Source organism: Streptomyces sp. A1136, assembly GCF_004795055.1.
Classification (GTDB): Bacteria; Actinomycetota; Actinomycetes; order Streptomycetales; family Streptomycetaceae; genus Streptomyces.
Genome location: NZ_SSBJ01000015.1, coordinates 157,221 through 170,809, shown reverse-complemented (window position 1 = coordinate 170,809; position 13,589 = coordinate 157,221). Strand labels below are relative to the sequence as shown.

Here is a 13,589-nt window from a genome sequence, read left to right as displayed (position 1 = left end):
AGGCGTCCATGGACGCGGTCCGGGATGTGGCGGAGGGAGGGGCGGACAGCGTCCATGGCTGCGTTCCGGACAGCGTCCATGGCGGTGGTTCCGAGGCTTCCGGCGAGGATCCGGACAGCGTCCATGGACGCCCCCGGAACGCGTCCATGGACGTTGTCCGGACAGCGTCCATGGCGGGGGCCTACAAAGTCCCCCCTACCTCCGGTAGGGACCCACACACCGACAAAGAACTGGTTGGGCTTTCACCTCAGCCACAGCAGCGCGTGGGCGCGCGAGGCGAAGACGAGTTTGCTCAGCAGCAGGTCGAGCCGGGAGCCGCTGCGCGGCCCGGCGACGGGATCGTTGCCCGCCGCTGCGCCTGTGGCGGGGGCCGCATCGTCCGGCCTGACCGGGATCGCTGCGGTGGTTGCCTGCGTCGTGAGGCCGCGGGGGAGCAGGAGCCGCAGAAGCCCGTCCAGGGTGCGTTCCTGCTCCCGCTGGAGGGTGGCGGTCAGGGAGTTCCGGCCGCCCGCCGGGAGCGGGTGCAGTGGCCCGCCGAAGACCCGGCCGTGGCGCCGCGGATGTGCGGCTGTGGCCGTCAGCACCGGTTGCGGGATTCCGACCGCTGCCCGGCCTGTGTGGTTGCCGCCGAGGAGCAGCGGCTTGATCTCGAAGCGGTGAGGCACGCGTGAACCCTGACTTCCTCCCCGCCATCGGTGCCTCGCTGCGGAACCTGTGCGAGTTCGCCGCCCGGCACGACGTCGATGACCAGACGCTGACTGATCTCGCCGCCGAGATCGACCGGGCCCGTGCGGCGGTCGCTGGCGCTCGTGGTGCCGTGCGGGCGAACCGCTGCATGCAGCACCCGGGCGGCCCTGTCGACCCGACCGCCGCCAACGGGTGCATGCGGTGCGGGACTTCCCAGCGGCGGCCGGCCCGACCCATCCCCGAGGACTTCGTGCCCGGCGACGTGCTTTGGCACATCGAGGAGCACGGCCAGGACGCGGCCACCGAACGGTTCGGAGCGCAGGCGGTCACCCGCGCGCTCGCCCTCGGCGGCCGTCACCCCTCCACCAAACAGCTTGCAGCCCCTCCGGCCGAGCCGTACGACGAAGGAGATCTGACCTGATGAGCACGACCACCACGAGCCCGGCCCCGGCGGTGAAGCCGCGCGGCGAGTGCGCGCGCTGCAACCTGAGTTACGCGCTCACCAAGAGCGGCCGGCTCGGTCACCGCCACGGCATCACGCCGTCCGGGTTCTCGACCGGGCGCCGCTGCCCCGGCGTCGGCCTGCCTCCGTTCTTCGCGGTCGGTGCCTGATGACGGCGACCCTGGACTGGCCCGAGCTGGACGCGCTCGAGGACGGGTACTACGCGATCCTCGACCCCGACGGCGCGGGCACGGTCACGTACTGGCGGCGCACACGCAGCGCCCGGATGAACGCGCTCAGGCCCTGGCCGGCGAAGGCTTGGTACGGCCCGGCCGTTCCCCGGCGAGCCGACGTCCCCACCGAGCACGCCGCCCGCGAGTTGTTCGTCGCGCAGTGGTCGCGGTCCCGGCGGGCGTACCTGGACAAGGTCGTTGCCGACATCACCCTCAACCCCGAAGCCGCCGCCCGGTGCTTCGCCGACCTGCGGGTGCGCTGCTGGAGCTGCGGGCGGGCCCTGCGCGACGAGACGTCGAAGACGCTCGGCATCGGCCCGGAGTGCCGCAGCGGCATGGACCCCGCGGTCCTCGCCCGGTACTCGACGCCCAAGGTCGGTAAGGCCCACGCCGAGCACCTGGCCGTGCTCCGTGCTGCCGAGGCGTCGCAGTGACCGGCCAGTCCAGGCCGCGCGGCGCGTACACCGCCACCCCGTGCCGATCGTGCCGCACGCCGAAGCCGTCCCGCTGGTACCTGTGCGGCGCCTGCTGGGCGGCCCTTCCCGAACTCGCCCGCCGGGCACTGAACAAGCGCGACGGTAGGGCCCTGGCCCGGCTGCGCGAGCTGCACGCCCACATCGACAGCGGGCAGCCCCTGGAGGAACTGGAGATCACCGGGGACCAGGACCGGCGCGAGTCCCCGTTCGGCTGGTCCGACCGGCCATCCCTCGCCGACGGCCCGGGAAGTGCCGGGCTGGTGACCGGCGTGTACGGCGACCCGCTGCGGTGGGACGAGGTCCCGGCCCCGCTCACCGCGGCGGTCGTCGCCGAACTCGTCGCCTGCGGGTGGACCGGCACCCACGCCACGGAGCACAGCATCGTCGTCCCCCTGGACCGCCGGGCGTTCGGCCTCGCCGACGCGGCCGGCCGGGGAGAGCACCTCTACGTGCTGTGGGCCGGGAAGCGGCCTGAGTGGTCCTGGGGAACCGCCCACCCCAACGCTCCTGCCGGGGGCACCCTGGCGCCCCTCCTGGCCCCGCCCGACGACCCGAAGCACATCGCAGCCCAGATCATCCGCATCCTCCGCACCGGCCGCGCCCTGCCGTAACCGCCCACCCCGTCGCCGTGACTGCGGCGCCCGGCACCACCCGAGAAAGAGACTCCCGTGACCGAAGACCTCACGAAGTGGCCGCGCCTCCTCGTCACCGGCGCCCCTGTGACCGAGGAGCAGGCCGACGACATCCTGATCCGCACCGCGAACCTGTACCTCCTCGACGGCAACGACAAGGCGTGGACCGCCAGCGTGTACCACGCACTCGGCCTGGAGCCCGGCCAGTACGCCAACGCGACGATCGACAGCATCCGCGCCGTCACCAAGGAGTTGGACGTCCTCCCGCTGACCCTGCTGTACACGTCGCGGATCGCCTCGACGTGGATCGGCGGCCCGCACGGCTGGTGCAATTGGGACGGCACGATCGGCTGCTCGAGCTACAACGTCGGGAAGTGGCCCGACCGAGAGACCGTGCTCTCCGACTGGGACACGATCGCCGTCGCTTTCCCGTACCTCGACCTGACCGCGCAGCTCCTCGCCGACGAAGGCGCCGGCGACGCGCCGGTCCTCGGCCAGTGGCGCGTCGTCAACGGCCACGCCACGGAGGAGACCCCCGGACCGCGCATCACGCCGCCGGTCGAACTCACCGAGATTGACATGTTCGCCCGCCTCTTCGGCCCTGGCGGTGAGCGTGGCGTCTCCGAGCGGCGGCTCACCGCGGCCGTCGAACGAGTGCGCGCGGCGCGGGCCGCCTTCCGCTGAACCCCCTACCATCCCCCGGCACTGCACGAGGAACGGCGGTTACTCGTGCAGTGCCCGCACCCCCGAACCGAAGGATCGGACCATGACCCACCCCGACGCCAAGGCCCCCGAGCAGCACCATGGGCTGCCGCCGTTCTCAGGCGACGAGACCGAGTGCGCGATGTGCTCGAACCTCGAAGCGTTCACCGTCTTCCGGCCGGCGTGCTCGCACGTGATCGAGGAGTACAACGGCCGTCTGGAGCGTCGCGGTCCGCTCCCGCAGCGGTTGGAACGCCGCTGCCAGCGCTGTGACTACCAGTGGGACGAAGCGCTCAACCCGGCGCCCGGCGTCCGCCCGGCGACCGCCCAGGAGGTCGCGTACGCGCTGGAGCAGTCCCACGCCGGATGGGCGCTCGACCTGTCCCCGGAGTGCGCCCAGTACATGGCGGACCGGCTCGCGGAGATGCTTCACCTCCTGGTCCGCCTCGACCACCCGATGTGGCTGCCGCGCCCCGGCCGCCCGCTCCTCGTCGCGCCCCCGGCGGCAACGGAGGACAGCACGGGCCTGACGTCGGGCGTGCCGATCTTCCTCCCCGACCAGTCGCAGCCCCCGGTCGGGGCGACCGGCTACACGCGGGCGGTCGAGTCGTGAGCCGGTCCGGACAGCGTCCGGACGCGTCCGGCGGGTTTGTCCGGACACCTCGGGACATCGGTGAGGCGCCCGACTGTGGACCCCTCCCCACCAGGGCGGGCGCCGTCCGGACACGTCCGGACAACGCGTGTCCGGACACGGACGGCGGTGTCCGTGTCGAGTACCGGGCTCGTGTTCCCCGGCATCTCATGGGCGCCGCGTTCGCGGAGGGCATCGCCGCCGTGCTGCGCGAGACGCAGCCGCCCGCACCCGCCCCGCCGGAGCCGGCCCCGGCCGCGCCCAACCGTCGCGCCGAGGTCGCCGAAGCGATCGCCACGGCCTTCGACCTTCCCCCCGACATCCTTCGGAAGGATCCCCGTTGATGACCCCCGAGCAGGCCAGCGCCCGCGCCGCACTGCTGCTGATCGGCCGCCTGGTCCGCCTGCGCGGCCTGACCGTCGAGGAGGCCGTCACCGCGGTCGCCCAGCGCCGCCGCCGCGAGACCGGCCCCCACACCGATCTCGTCGTCGCCGAGGCCCACGCGGTCATGAGCGAAGCGCTCGCGCCGATCCGCGCGGCGATGGAGGCGTTCAAGCCGATGGCCCAGGCCGCCGCCGCAGCCATGGCCGAACTCGCCCGCGCGCTGCGCCCCGTCGCCCAGCAGACCGCTGCGGCCCGCCGCGACCGGCCGGCGTGGGCGACGCCGTACGGGCCGCCGCCCCGGCGTCGGTTTCCGTGACCGACAGCCCATCCCCGCCCAGCCCCGGTCGCGCCGCCACCGCGGCGACCGCCCCCGGAAGGAGCCACCGCATGCGCGGTGAAGACGACATCGTTTCGAGCCCTCCGACCTACGCCCCGTGCCTGGCCGTACGGATCACCCCGTACACCGGTGACGAGGGCGAGCCCGACCACGACCAGGCGGTCACGTACCGGTTCGACGAGGACCCGGTGATGCTCGCGTACGTCTACCGGACCCGCGAGCCAGCCATCCACGCGAGCACCGGCCCGTTCCCGTACGCCCCGGCCGCCCCCGGCCTGGTCGCGTTCACCGCCCCCGACGACCACCCCGAACCCCAGAACCTCGCGAGGCTGGCCCAAGGGCTGTGGCAGCGCCGGGGAACGTGGCTGGCCGTCGACGTCTGGTCGAAGACCCCCGGCGGCCAGACCCTGTACGTCCTCGTCCCCAGGTGGAAGCGCCTTGACCTGGACGAGCACGAGGTCCCCGGCCCGCCCGGACACCACACCTTCGCGCTCGGCGAGGCCATCCCCACCCGCGACGCCCGCACGTGGCCGCGCACCGGCGATGGCGAGTACCACGTCGAGTGGGGCACCAGCCTGTTCCTGTCGACCGACACCAGCGCGCCCCCGGCGGCCGGCTTCCCCGCCCCAGCCCTCACGGCCGGACACCGGACAAGCGCCTGACCAGCCCGGACACCGTCCGGACATCGAGAGCGGCCCTTCTGCCCCACCTGGGGAAGAGGGGCCGCTCTCGTGCGCCGTGGCGACTCCCACACCTCCAGTGCCCAGCGCTGGGCACTGGCGCCGCGCACGCGCGGCAACCCTGGAGATCCACCGAGAAGGAGCCTCACGTGTTCACCGATCAGCTCTCCCGCGCCGCCGTGCGCTTCGCCGCCGCCTACGCCGTCCTCACCGCGGCCCACGAGGTCGGTGACTACCTCGTCCAGCGGAACAGCGACGCCGTCGCCAAGGGCAAGCACGGCCCGGAAGGCGCCGCCGCCTGCCGCCGACATGTCACCTCGTACACGGCCACCCAGGCGCTCGCCCTGTACGCGGCCGACCGGTACCTCGGCCTCGGCCTCGACTGGCGCCGCGCCGCTGCCGGCCTGGCCGTGTCCGCCGTCACGCACTACGCGGCCGACCGGTGCGCAGGGCACTGGGCCGACGACACCGACGGTGCGCCGCTCCTCGTCCGCGCCGCTCACGCGTCGGGCAAGGGCGGGTGGCTCACCAACGACCCGCGCGCCGGGGCTCTGCTCGACCAGGCATGGCACAAGGGATGGATCGGCCTTGCCGCCGCCATCGCGGCCGGACACCGGACAAGCGCCTGACCAGCCCGGACACCGTCCGGTCGCGCCGACGGCCCCCTCCCGCACGATGCGGGTAGACGGCCGCCGACCCGGGCCGGGTGTTCGCTACGCTCAACGCAGCGCCTTTCTGTGATCACGCGCGTAACGGCCGGGCGGTCTCGACCACCGCTCGGCCGTGTCACTCCTTGGGCTGCGCCTCGGCGGCTTTCTTGGCTGCCGCCTTCTTGCGGGTGGCCCCGCTGAGCCCCTTGCTGATCTGCTGCGCCCGCTCCGGGGTCACGTCGCCGATGATGGCGGCGATCTCCGGCCACGTCCGTTGCTCGGCGCGCAGGGCGTTGACCCGCTTCTCCCGGAGCTGCCGTAGCTCGGACCCGAGATCGGGCCACCGGCGCAGGACCTCCGACACGGCAGACGTGCAGGCCACGTCGTCTTCTATCGCCGACAACGCGGCGATGGCCTCCAGCACCTTTGTCACCTCTGGCGGCACCTCCTCCTTCTCATCAGACACGCCCCGCTCCTTCCCGATGCGCGGGACGATCACGCGACACAAACCCTAGGGCTTGCCATGTCCAGAGACAAGCCCTAGGGTTTGGATCACGAGGTCGGTACCCGCTGATCCCGTACGTACAAGTCGGCCCCCGGTCGGGGCCTAGACAACGCCGACCGGGGGCCGCGCCAGACACCTGCCATCCAGGAGCTGACGCTGTGACCAACCCTACTGATCTGAACACCGAAGAGGCCACGCCCCGCCTCGACGCGTTCACCGCGGCCGTCCTCGTCGCCGTCGGCGAGCACTTCCGCACGGTGAACCCGACCGAAGTCCTGGAGAACACCAACCTCCTGGTCTGCGTCGGCGCCGAGGCGTACAACCTCGTGGACCGCCGCCTGGCGGGCGACGCCCCGGCCCTCTCGAAGGCGGCGATGGCCCTCATGCCGGAGCTGCGCGAGGGCATCACGCGCGGCGAGTACATGATCCTCGTCCGGGACGTCGTCCTGACGGGCGGTCACGACTGGCCCGACGGCGAGAACGACCGCGCGATCCCGCGCATCACCGGTATCCCCGGCCCGCGCACCGAGCCCGACCCCTCTCAGAAGCCGACCGTCCCCGCGGCCCGCCCCGCCTCGAAGGTGGGTGCCTGATGACCGAGCAGCAGAAGGCAGCCGCCGCCTACAAGGCCGGGGCCGCCCAGCGCGACCCCCAGGCCGTGAAGTCGGCCAACGCGACCGCCGCCCAGAACGGTTCCCAGGCCGCTGGTGCCGAGCGGGGGCCGCGATGAAGGGCCTCGGTTGGCTCACCGGCGGCAATGACCGCCAGCTCGCCTCGGACCGGTACGCGGGCCGCGAGTCCGCGACCGACAAGGCCGCCGCGAAGCGGCAGGCCAAGGCTCGGCAGCGGCGAGCGAAGGACGTCACCAGGGCCGCCCGCGCCGGTCAGGCGTGGGAGGAGCAGGACCGCCGCCGCTTCGGTGGCTAGCGGCGGATGACCGGCCGGCCCGCCCCCCTTCCTCCTGGGGCGGGTCGGCCATCCCCGTGTCTACAGAGAGAGGCAGCACCGATGGATCAGGCCCCCGAGCAGCAGCCGCGTATCGAAGGCGTGAAGTACCGGAAGGTCCGTTTGTACCGGTCGGTGACGACCGAGATCGACGGCATCCCGTCCACCCGCCTTGAGCCGTACCGCGGCTGGGAGCCGGTCCCGCCGCGCGAGTGGGATGAGCTGATCCTGCGCGGCGTGACCGGGATCGCGGTCAGCTTCACGGCCATCGCCGTGATCGGCGGCACCGCGAGCCTCGGCGGCCTCCTCGACCCGCTCGTCCCCGCGGTCATCGCGTACGGCATGGGCTCGGTGTTCGCCATCGCCTGGATGTACTGCCTGGGCATCGAGTGGCTGAACCGGACCGCCCCGGACCGGGCCCGGCCGGCGAAGGTCGCGGGCTGGTTCTTCCTGCTGCTCAGCATGGGTGCGGTCGCCGCGTACGGCCACACGCTGAACCAGCCCTGGGCGGGCGGCTTCGGCGCGTGCGTCGACCTGGTCGCGAAGGGCTCGTGGTGGCTGCTGCTGCGCGAGTACGCCGTTCCGCTCGACGCGGGCGTCGCGCACTGGGTGGACGAGCAGGAGCAGAAGTTGGCCGGGCGCGCGCTGCTCGCCGGCCGGGTCCGTCGGCTCAACCGGCGGGCCGCGTACCAGCGGGCGGTCGGGGGAGCGGAGTACCAGGCCGCCGAGGCGATCCTGGGCCGCGCGGAGGCGGCACGCCAGAGCCTCCCCCAGGCTGCCGTCGAGCCCACACCGGACCCTGCCCCTGCGCCTGTGGCCGCACCCGCGCCCGTCATCCCACCGGTGGCTCCCCCGGCCCCGCCCGTCGCCCCGGCCCCGCCCGTCGCCCCGGCGACCCAGTCGCCGGTCGTGCCGCCGGTCGTCTCCGCGGCTGCCGTGCCCGTCACCCCGCCCGCGAACTCCGGAAGTTCAGTCCCTCCGGTCCCTCCGACAAACGAGCAGAGCAACGACGAGCAGCAGGTCCCCGTCCCGCCGGTCGCCGAGATCAGCCGCCCGGCGATCGCCGCGATCTGCCGCAAGGAGATCGGCGACGACGTGGAGGTCACGGACGCCGCCCTCGTCGCTGCGGTCCTCGCGGCCGGCCACCCCGACAAGCCGGCCCTGGCCGACACCGTGCGCCGCACCGCGCAGCGCGTCGACCCGACCCGAAAGACCCGGAAAGTCTCATGAGCTTCGCTCTGTTCCTCGTCGTGGTCGCTGCTGCCGCCTGGTACATCCAGGGGCAGCGGCGGCCCGGCGCGGGCTCCCCGGCCGCCGCCCAGGCCCGCAGCCTCCGCACTCCACTGGTCCGCCTCGCGGACCTGCTCGGCATCAAGACCGCTCACGGTCGCCAGGCGAACCAGTGGGCTGCCGGGGCGGTGGGGAGCGGAACACGAAGGCCCGCCTCAAGCCTCTTGTCCGCGAAGGCTGGACAGTCCGGGCGGCTCATGCACGGCGACCGCGACGTCAGCGCACGACTGGACGGCATCCGGCACGAGGCCCGCGCAGTCTCCAGGGCCGCGAATGTCCGGTAATCCCGCTCGTCTCCATGGAAGGTCCGGCGCAAAGTCCGGACCCGGGAGGGGAATGGGTGTTCGATTCCATTCGTATCGTCCCGGCCGACCACATCGTGCACGCTCTGCCCTCCGTGCCCCGCCGCTACCGCGCGACGGGGGAGTACCCCGGCGCCTGCGCCGCCGCCCTGTTCCCGAAGTATCGAAGGAAGTGACTCGGTGGACCTCCGTCCGCGCACGCTGATCCAGCGCCTCAACGACGCCGTGGCCCACGCTGACGGCGAGCACGACGACGACCAGGAGCAGCCCGAGCCCGAGCCCGAGCCGGCGCCGACGGTCTCCGCCCAGCCCGAGACTCTCCGGATCGGCGACCGCGCCCCGGACTGGTGGGACTCGAAGCCGCTCATCAGCGACGACCGAACGGCTGCGGACGGGTCGTCGGTGAAGTGGATCAACGGCATCCCTCACCACGTGCCCGCGCCGGAGCCGGTCAAGGTCTGTGAGCACCCGAACCCGCACGCGGTACGCGCCCGGCCCACGGGGGAGCTCGTCGCGTTCTGGTGCGCGGACTGCGAGACGCAGCTCGACGTCCCCGAGGACTACGACGAGCTTGACGACGTCGAGGACGCCGAAGGCGCAGAGGACGGCGAAGAGGGCGGAGAAGGTGAGGACGGCGACAAGGTCCCCGCGAAGATCCGCCGCCAGTGGAGCGTGCTCGGCAACGGCAAGAAGGTCTACAGCCGCCCGAAGTACCGCAGTAGCGGCAAGAGGGAAGAGACGAAGTCGCTGCTCGACGCATGGCACGGGATGCGCCCCGTCACCCGTCACGGCCTCTACAACGCGACCGCGCTCGGCGTCGGCTTCTCCCTCGGCGTCCCCCAGTTCTTCACCGCCGAGACTGCCTACCTGGTCCAGACGTACGGCTCGTGGACCGACTTCTACGTCTGCATCTGGTACGGCGTCGCCATCGGCGTCTGGATGATCGACCACCGCACCCGGAACTGGCTGCCGCCCTTTGCCCTCCTCGGCCGGATGCCCCTCGTCTCGATGGTCGTCGGCGTCCTGCTGTACGGCAATCCGGTCTGACCTCCCCTCATCCCGACACCCGGAACGGATCACGACCATGAACACGCTGATCGGCACCATCGGACCCGTCGGCCTGGCCGTCGTCCTCACCGTGGTGCTCATCTTCGGCACCAAGGGCGAGGGCGAGGCCAAGGCGTTGCCCTGGGGATGGTGCCTGTTCCTGTCCGTCTTCGCCGGAGCGTCCTACGCCGCCGGTGGCTGGCCGTTCACCCTCGTGCGCGGCCTGGTGAACGACGGCGTCGAGCTGGTGAATAGCTTCATCCCTGGCCTGACATACCCCGCCATCGGCCTGTCCATGTTGGCGATCATCGCCTGGAAGAAGCTCACCCGTCGCGGCGTCTGCCTGCTCGGCATCCCGTTCTGGTACATCGCCGCCAGCTCCGACGGCGGCCTCGGCATCCTCGCCGAGAAGATCGCCGCAGCCGCCCAGCAGTTCGCGTCATGAGCCCCGCCCACCTGCACGCGGTCCCCGACCCGGAGTTCTGCCCCGACGAGGTGCCGGACCCGGGGGAGTGGCCCGTCCCCGTCGCTGGCGTCGTCGCCCCGCTCACCGCGGCCGCTGACGATGACCAGGACGACGACCAGCTCGAGAACCCGCCCGCCGACGAAGACGACGAGCAGGGCCTGGCCGACGACGAGGACCAGGAGGACGACGACGAGGACCAGGAGGACGACGAGGAGGACCAGGAGGACGACGAGGAGGCAGGGGAGTACCCCGGTCTGCTGCGTAGCCTGCTCCCCTACTGCGACCCGCGGCCCCTGGCCGAGCTGGGCCCGCTCGCCGTTGAGGTCGGCCGCGTCGGCGGCCCGCCGCTGCTGCGCGCCCTCGGCCGCCTGTTCCACGCCATCGGCCGGTTCTTCGCCGAGACGGGCCGGATGCTCTGTTGGTACGGGCGCGGCATCCTCGTCCTGCTGATCATCTTGACCGGCTGGCTGTCCGGCAGCATCGGCAAGCGCGGCAGCGTCGGCGCCCGCCTCGCCGGCGCCGGATTCGCGCTCTACGCCGTGGCGAAGACGTGCACCCAGTTCCCGGCCGCGCCGTGGATCACCCTCGCCGTGGCGCTCGCCGCCGTCGTCATGGCGAGCATGGGCCACATCACGGTTCCCGTAAGCAAGCCCGCGAAGAAGGCCGGAGCAAAGAAGGGCGAGGGCGGCAAGAAGACGACCGCGAAGAGCAAGGCCGCCCTCACCGAGAAGGAGATGGAGGAGGCCGCCGAGGTGACGAAGGAGGACGCCCCCGCCGAGCCCCGGCGCGGCCTCCTCGGCTTCCTCGCCGGCCGGTCCGAGAACGCCCCCGCCGAGCCCTCCCCCGAGGGCCCGGAAGAGGGCGACGACGAGGCCGACGGCGACGCCCCCGAAGACGACGAAGAAGAGGTCCCCGAGCCCCCCGAGGAGGACCCGCTGACGACCCTCCTCCGCGCCGCGATCGGGGACGAGAACGGGGTGCATCTCGGCGTCCTCCGGCCCCTCATGCGGAAGGCCCTCCCCGCCCTCTCCCGGGCCACCGACAAGGAGCTGAGGCAGCACCTCATCTCGGCCGGCTACGACCCCTCCCGTACGTTCCGTGCAAGGGGGGTCGCCGGGCGGGCTGGAGTGCACCGCTCTGAGCTTCCGCCACTGCCCTCCCCTGGGAGCACCCCAGGGGCACTCTCCGGGCCACTCTCCAGCCCCGGAGAGCGGCCCCGACCTGCGAAAATCTCCGCGAGCGGAGAGCAACGGAGAGCGGCCGGAGAGGGGTCGGAGAGGGGATACACGTGGGTGGAGGACCCCACGAAGCCGAACGCCTGGAAGATCGAATACGACCCGGCCGACTGAGATCGAACACCACGCTCGGTTTGCGACCCTGCGCAGGGTGTAGCCGCGAGACGGGAAGGTCCGCCATGATGGGAGGTGATCTGAAATGAAGGGACAGGCGATGAGCCACATCCAGCACGGCCCGCAGTGCTGCTGCTGCCACGCGCGCGCCAACGCCCTCCAGGTGGAGGAGCGCGAGCCGTTCCGGTTCACCGACATCCCGCTCGGCCAGTGGGTCGTCGGCGGGATCATGACCCTGGTGATCGTCGGCGGCATCCTGTTCCGCCACCTGTAGACGCCCGCCCCGCTCCCCCGTCGGGGCGGGAATGACGAAGGCCGCCCATGGCGATCATGGGCGGCCTTCGGCCTGTGCGCTCCCCGGCCCAACGGCACGGTCGGAAGGTGACGTCATGGCTGGAACAACGGCGTCGTGTGGGTTCTGCTCGGCGGCTGCATCGTCGCGGTCGTCGCGGTCGTTGCCCGAGCGGAGGTCAAGATCGCGCGGATCCAGGCGAAGGCCGGCCAGGCCGATCGGCTCGGCGGAGCTGAGCAGGCCGGTCAGCCCTCGTCCGCATCGGTCGTCTTGCGCTGGCGGAGCCCGGGGACCTTGTACTCCCGGGCGATGCCGGTGATGGTCCCCTCGGTCCACGGCGTGTGCGGAGCCAGCGCGCCGTGAGACACCTGTGCCGTACGCAGCTCCTCGGCGACGGCCGCGCGGGCGGCGTGCCGCTTCTCCTCTTCGAGCTTGACGACGTCCTCCCACTCCTTGATCGCGGCCAGCATCTTCTCGCTGGGCTGGTAGTCGGCGTACGTGTTGCGCGGTCCGGTTCGGCTCATGCCCCGAGTGTTCCACAAGCCGGTTTCGGCAAACCTGATACGGACAAGTGATTCCCTAAATTCATTTCGGTTATCTGGTTTCGCTAAAGTCATTACGGAAAGAATGGAGGTGTAACCACTCACCACCCCACCCGGAAGGCCCCACATGACCGACAGCCCCGCCCGCACCTACGCGGAGCGCCTGGCCGCAGCCTCCCCCGTGGCCGCCGCAGCGCTCGCCCTCGGCGGCCTGGCCGAGCCCAGCGACCGCAAGGCTCAGATCGTCCGGCTCGGTGACCGGGCCGGGCTCGTCCTGGTCCACAGCCCCGACGACTTCGACCCGCACTTCGCCCGGCCGGACAGCGGGACGGCGGTGTGCGCCCAGCAGGTCTACCGCGTGCTGAACGCCGAACAGGCGGCCCGGGTTTCCGTGCTCTGCACCGCGTGCGAGCGGGCCGCCGAAGCGATCGGCCGCGCCCGGATCGACGAGATGCGCCAGGCCGCGAACGAGGCCGGCGCCCGGGTGCGCACCGACCCCAACCCGGACGACCCCGAGTGGCAGGCCGCCCTGGAGCACCTGACGGTCACCCTCGCCTTCCTGAGCAAGCACGACCCGGTGACCTCCGAGGCCATCAACTCGGCCGCCCAGGAGATCGCCGACGAACTGGCCCCGGCCAAGCCGACCGAGGGCGACGTGCTGATCGCCGAACTGGCCAAGCTCGGCCGCCGCGCCTACCCGGGCGGCGAGGGCGGCGTCTCGTACCTGATCATGGCCGTCGACCCGGACGCGCCCGACGACCCGACGTTCCCGTACGGCCACCCGCACGTCCTGATGTACGCCGGCGAGCAGGCCGACCGCCCGGCCTCCCAGCACCGCGAGCCGTGGTCCGCGCACCTGCATGGCGCGGACGGCGACTACGTCGCCACGATCGGCGCGAACTTCTCCGGCCGCCTAGACGCCACCGCCGACGCCGCCCGCTGCGCCCGCGAGGTCGACCAGTGGCTCCGCGCCTTCCACGGCACCCCCGCGGCCTGA

General features: G+C 72.3%; 24 protein-coding genes. 21 read left to right on the top strand and 3 right to left on the bottom strand.

The annotated features are described in order from the left end of the window. Nucleotides 1-242 precede the first annotated feature (242 nt). A complete protein-coding gene (locus E6R62_RS17165) occupies nucleotides 243-665 on the bottom strand; it encodes a hypothetical protein (RefSeq protein ID WP_136214307.1) in 423 nt (140 codons plus the stop codon). A gap of 2 nt (nucleotides 666-667) precedes the next feature. On the opposite strand from E6R62_RS17165, the gene E6R62_RS17160 reads away from it, so the two are divergent. The 10 genes from E6R62_RS17160 (at nucleotide 668) to E6R62_RS17120 (ending at nucleotide 5,833) form a co-directional block, all read left to right on the top strand. After that, entirely contained in the window at nucleotides 668-1,108 is a 441-nt protein-coding gene (locus E6R62_RS17160; RefSeq protein WP_136214306.1) for a hypothetical protein, read from the top strand. Beyond that, complete coding sequence (locus E6R62_RS17155; RefSeq protein ID WP_136214305.1) at nucleotides 1,108-1,299, top strand: hypothetical protein; 192 nt, start codon at nucleotides 1,108-1,110, stop codon at nucleotides 1,297-1,299. Before E6R62_RS17160 ends, E6R62_RS17155 begins: the two co-directional genes overlap by 1 nt. Next, nucleotides 1,299-1,796 (top strand): DUF6011 domain-containing protein, encoded by a 498-nt coding sequence (locus E6R62_RS17150; protein WP_136214304.1) that lies wholly within the window; start codon nucleotides 1,299-1,301, stop codon nucleotides 1,794-1,796. The genes E6R62_RS17155 and E6R62_RS17150 overlap by 1 nt, the downstream gene beginning before the upstream one ends. Further along, nucleotides 1,793-2,449, top strand: coding sequence for a hypothetical protein (locus E6R62_RS40885; RefSeq protein WP_240801721.1), 657 nt, complete (start codon nucleotides 1,793-1,795; stop codon nucleotides 2,447-2,449). The genes E6R62_RS17150 and E6R62_RS40885 overlap by 4 nt, the downstream gene beginning before the upstream one ends. A gap of 57 nt (nucleotides 2,450-2,506) precedes the next feature. Next, nucleotides 2,507-3,154, top strand: coding sequence for a hypothetical protein (locus E6R62_RS17140; protein WP_136214303.1), 648 nt, complete (start codon nucleotides 2,507-2,509; stop codon nucleotides 3,152-3,154). A gap of 82 nt (nucleotides 3,155-3,236) precedes the next feature. Beyond that, entirely contained in the window at nucleotides 3,237-3,785 is a 549-nt protein-coding gene (locus tag E6R62_RS17135) for a hypothetical protein (RefSeq protein WP_136214302.1), read from the top strand. A gap of 188 nt (nucleotides 3,786-3,973) precedes the next feature. Further along, nucleotides 3,974-4,147 carry a hypothetical protein gene (locus E6R62_RS39560; protein ID WP_168714084.1) on the top strand — a complete coding sequence of 58 codons (174 nt, stop codon included), beginning with the start codon at nucleotides 3,974-3,976 and terminating at the stop codon, nucleotides 4,145-4,147. Then, complete coding sequence (locus E6R62_RS17130; RefSeq protein ID WP_136214301.1) at nucleotides 4,147-4,503, top strand: hypothetical protein; 357 nt, start codon at nucleotides 4,147-4,149, stop codon at nucleotides 4,501-4,503. The genes E6R62_RS39560 and E6R62_RS17130 overlap by 1 nt, the downstream gene beginning before the upstream one ends. A 71-nt stretch (nucleotides 4,504-4,574) precedes the next feature. Continuing rightward, on the top strand, nucleotides 4,575-5,186 hold the full coding sequence (locus E6R62_RS17125) for a hypothetical protein (protein WP_136214300.1): 612 nt from the start codon (nucleotides 4,575-4,577) through the stop codon (nucleotides 5,184-5,186). Between the two features lie 167 nt (nucleotides 5,187-5,353). Further along, a complete protein-coding gene (locus E6R62_RS17120; protein ID WP_136214299.1) occupies nucleotides 5,354-5,833 on the top strand; it encodes a hypothetical protein in 480 nt (159 codons plus the stop codon). A gap of 157 nt (nucleotides 5,834-5,990) precedes the next feature. On the opposite strand, the gene E6R62_RS17115 is transcribed toward E6R62_RS17120, so the two are convergent. Next, nucleotides 5,991-6,320, bottom strand: coding sequence for a hypothetical protein (locus tag E6R62_RS17115; RefSeq protein WP_240801720.1), 330 nt, complete (start codon nucleotides 6,318-6,320; stop codon nucleotides 5,991-5,993). Between the two features lie 197 nt (nucleotides 6,321-6,517). Between E6R62_RS17115 and E6R62_RS17110 the strand changes: the two genes are divergently transcribed. From E6R62_RS17110 to E6R62_RS17075, 10 genes are all read left to right on the top strand, one after another. Further along, on the top strand, nucleotides 6,518-6,952 hold the full coding sequence (locus E6R62_RS17110; protein WP_136214298.1) for a hypothetical protein: 435 nt from the start codon (nucleotides 6,518-6,520) through the stop codon (nucleotides 6,950-6,952). Further along, on the top strand, nucleotides 6,952-7,089 hold the full coding sequence (locus tag E6R62_RS39555; RefSeq protein WP_168714083.1) for a hypothetical protein: 138 nt from the start codon (nucleotides 6,952-6,954) through the stop codon (nucleotides 7,087-7,089). The genes E6R62_RS17110 and E6R62_RS39555 overlap by 1 nt, the downstream gene beginning before the upstream one ends. Beyond that, a complete protein-coding gene (locus tag E6R62_RS17105; protein WP_136214297.1) occupies nucleotides 7,086-7,286 on the top strand; it encodes a hypothetical protein in 201 nt (66 codons plus the stop codon). The genes E6R62_RS39555 and E6R62_RS17105 overlap by 4 nt, the downstream gene beginning before the upstream one ends. An 81-nt stretch (nucleotides 7,287-7,367) precedes the next feature. Continuing rightward, nucleotides 7,368-8,534: a hypothetical protein gene (locus E6R62_RS17100; protein ID WP_136214296.1), complete on the top strand. Its 1,167-nt coding sequence runs from the start codon at nucleotides 7,368-7,370 to the stop codon at nucleotides 8,532-8,534. Then, entirely contained in the window at nucleotides 8,531-8,878 is a 348-nt protein-coding gene (locus tag E6R62_RS17095) for a hypothetical protein (RefSeq protein WP_136214295.1), read from the top strand. The genes E6R62_RS17100 and E6R62_RS17095 overlap by 4 nt, the downstream gene beginning before the upstream one ends. Before the next feature lie 56 nt (nucleotides 8,879-8,934). After that, a complete protein-coding gene (locus E6R62_RS39550; RefSeq protein WP_168714082.1) occupies nucleotides 8,935-9,072 on the top strand; it encodes a hypothetical protein in 138 nt (45 codons plus the stop codon). A gap of 4 nt (nucleotides 9,073-9,076) precedes the next feature. Next, nucleotides 9,077-9,943: a hypothetical protein gene (locus E6R62_RS39545; protein ID WP_168714081.1), complete on the top strand. Its 867-nt coding sequence runs from the start codon at nucleotides 9,077-9,079 to the stop codon at nucleotides 9,941-9,943. A 37-nt stretch (nucleotides 9,944-9,980) separates the two neighbouring features. Next, complete coding sequence (locus E6R62_RS17085; RefSeq protein ID WP_136214293.1) at nucleotides 9,981-10,388, top strand: hypothetical protein; 408 nt, start codon at nucleotides 9,981-9,983, stop codon at nucleotides 10,386-10,388. Then, nucleotides 10,385-11,758, top strand: a complete 1,374-nt coding sequence (locus E6R62_RS39540) for a hypothetical protein (RefSeq protein WP_168714080.1) — start codon at nucleotides 10,385-10,387, stop codon at nucleotides 11,756-11,758. The genes E6R62_RS17085 and E6R62_RS39540 overlap by 4 nt, the downstream gene beginning before the upstream one ends. A gap of 100 nt (nucleotides 11,759-11,858) precedes the next feature. Then, nucleotides 11,859-12,032 (top strand): hypothetical protein, encoded by a 174-nt coding sequence (locus E6R62_RS17075; protein WP_168714079.1) that lies wholly within the window; start codon nucleotides 11,859-11,861, stop codon nucleotides 12,030-12,032. Nucleotides 12,033-12,295: 263 nt separating this feature from the next. On the opposite strand, the gene E6R62_RS17070 is transcribed toward E6R62_RS17075, so the two are convergent. Beyond that, the gene (locus tag E6R62_RS17070) at nucleotides 12,296-12,574 is read right to left on the bottom strand and encodes a hypothetical protein (protein ID WP_136214291.1); all 279 of its coding nucleotides are present in this window, start codon (nucleotides 12,572-12,574) and stop codon (nucleotides 12,296-12,298) included. Between the two features lie 145 nt (nucleotides 12,575-12,719). Here E6R62_RS17070 and E6R62_RS17065 point away from each other — a divergent pair, with 145 nt between their 5' ends. Then, nucleotides 12,720-13,589 (top strand): hypothetical protein, encoded by an 870-nt coding sequence (locus E6R62_RS17065; RefSeq protein WP_136214290.1) that lies wholly within the window; start codon nucleotides 12,720-12,722, stop codon nucleotides 13,587-13,589.

What these genes read in the sequence shown, in the direction of transcription:
- E6R62_RS39560 (WP_168714084.1), top strand. Translation starts at nt 3,974, where the DNA reads ATGGGCGCCGCGTTCGCGGAGGGCATCGCCGCCGTGCTGCGCGAGACG.
- E6R62_RS17065 (WP_136214290.1), top strand. Translation starts at nt 12,720, where the DNA reads ATGACCGACAGCCCCGCCCGCACCTACGCGGAGCGCCTGGCCGCAGCC.
- E6R62_RS17070 (WP_136214291.1), bottom strand. Translation starts at nt 12,574, where the DNA reads ATGAGCCGAACCGGACCGCGCAACACGTACGCCGACTACCAGCCCAGC.
- E6R62_RS17075 (WP_168714079.1), top strand. Translation starts at nt 11,859, where the DNA reads ATGAGCCACATCCAGCACGGCCCGCAGTGCTGCTGCTGCCACGCGCGC.
- E6R62_RS39555 (WP_168714083.1), top strand. Translation starts at nt 6,952, where the DNA reads ATGACCGAGCAGCAGAAGGCAGCCGCCGCCTACAAGGCCGGGGCCGCC.
- E6R62_RS17100 (WP_136214296.1), top strand. Translation starts at nt 7,368, where the DNA reads ATGGATCAGGCCCCCGAGCAGCAGCCGCGTATCGAAGGCGTGAAGTAC.
- E6R62_RS17130 (WP_136214301.1), top strand. Translation starts at nt 4,147, where the DNA reads ATGACCCCCGAGCAGGCCAGCGCCCGCGCCGCACTGCTGCTGATCGGC.
- E6R62_RS17095 (WP_136214295.1), top strand. Translation starts at nt 8,531, where the DNA reads ATGAGCTTCGCTCTGTTCCTCGTCGTGGTCGCTGCTGCCGCCTGGTAC.
- E6R62_RS17125 (WP_136214300.1), top strand. Translation starts at nt 4,575, where the DNA reads ATGCGCGGTGAAGACGACATCGTTTCGAGCCCTCCGACCTACGCCCCG.
- E6R62_RS17150 (WP_136214304.1), top strand. Translation starts at nt 1,299, where the DNA reads ATGACGGCGACCCTGGACTGGCCCGAGCTGGACGCGCTCGAGGACGGG.
- E6R62_RS39540 (WP_168714080.1), top strand. Translation starts at nt 10,385, where the DNA reads ATGAGCCCCGCCCACCTGCACGCGGTCCCCGACCCGGAGTTCTGCCCC.
- E6R62_RS17135 (WP_136214302.1), top strand. Translation starts at nt 3,237, where the DNA reads ATGACCCACCCCGACGCCAAGGCCCCCGAGCAGCACCATGGGCTGCCG.
- E6R62_RS17085 (WP_136214293.1), top strand. Translation starts at nt 9,981, where the DNA reads ATGAACACGCTGATCGGCACCATCGGACCCGTCGGCCTGGCCGTCGTC.
- E6R62_RS17155 (WP_136214305.1), top strand. Translation starts at nt 1,108, where the DNA reads ATGAGCACGACCACCACGAGCCCGGCCCCGGCGGTGAAGCCGCGCGGC.
- E6R62_RS17105 (WP_136214297.1), top strand. Translation starts at nt 7,086, where the DNA reads ATGAAGGGCCTCGGTTGGCTCACCGGCGGCAATGACCGCCAGCTCGCC.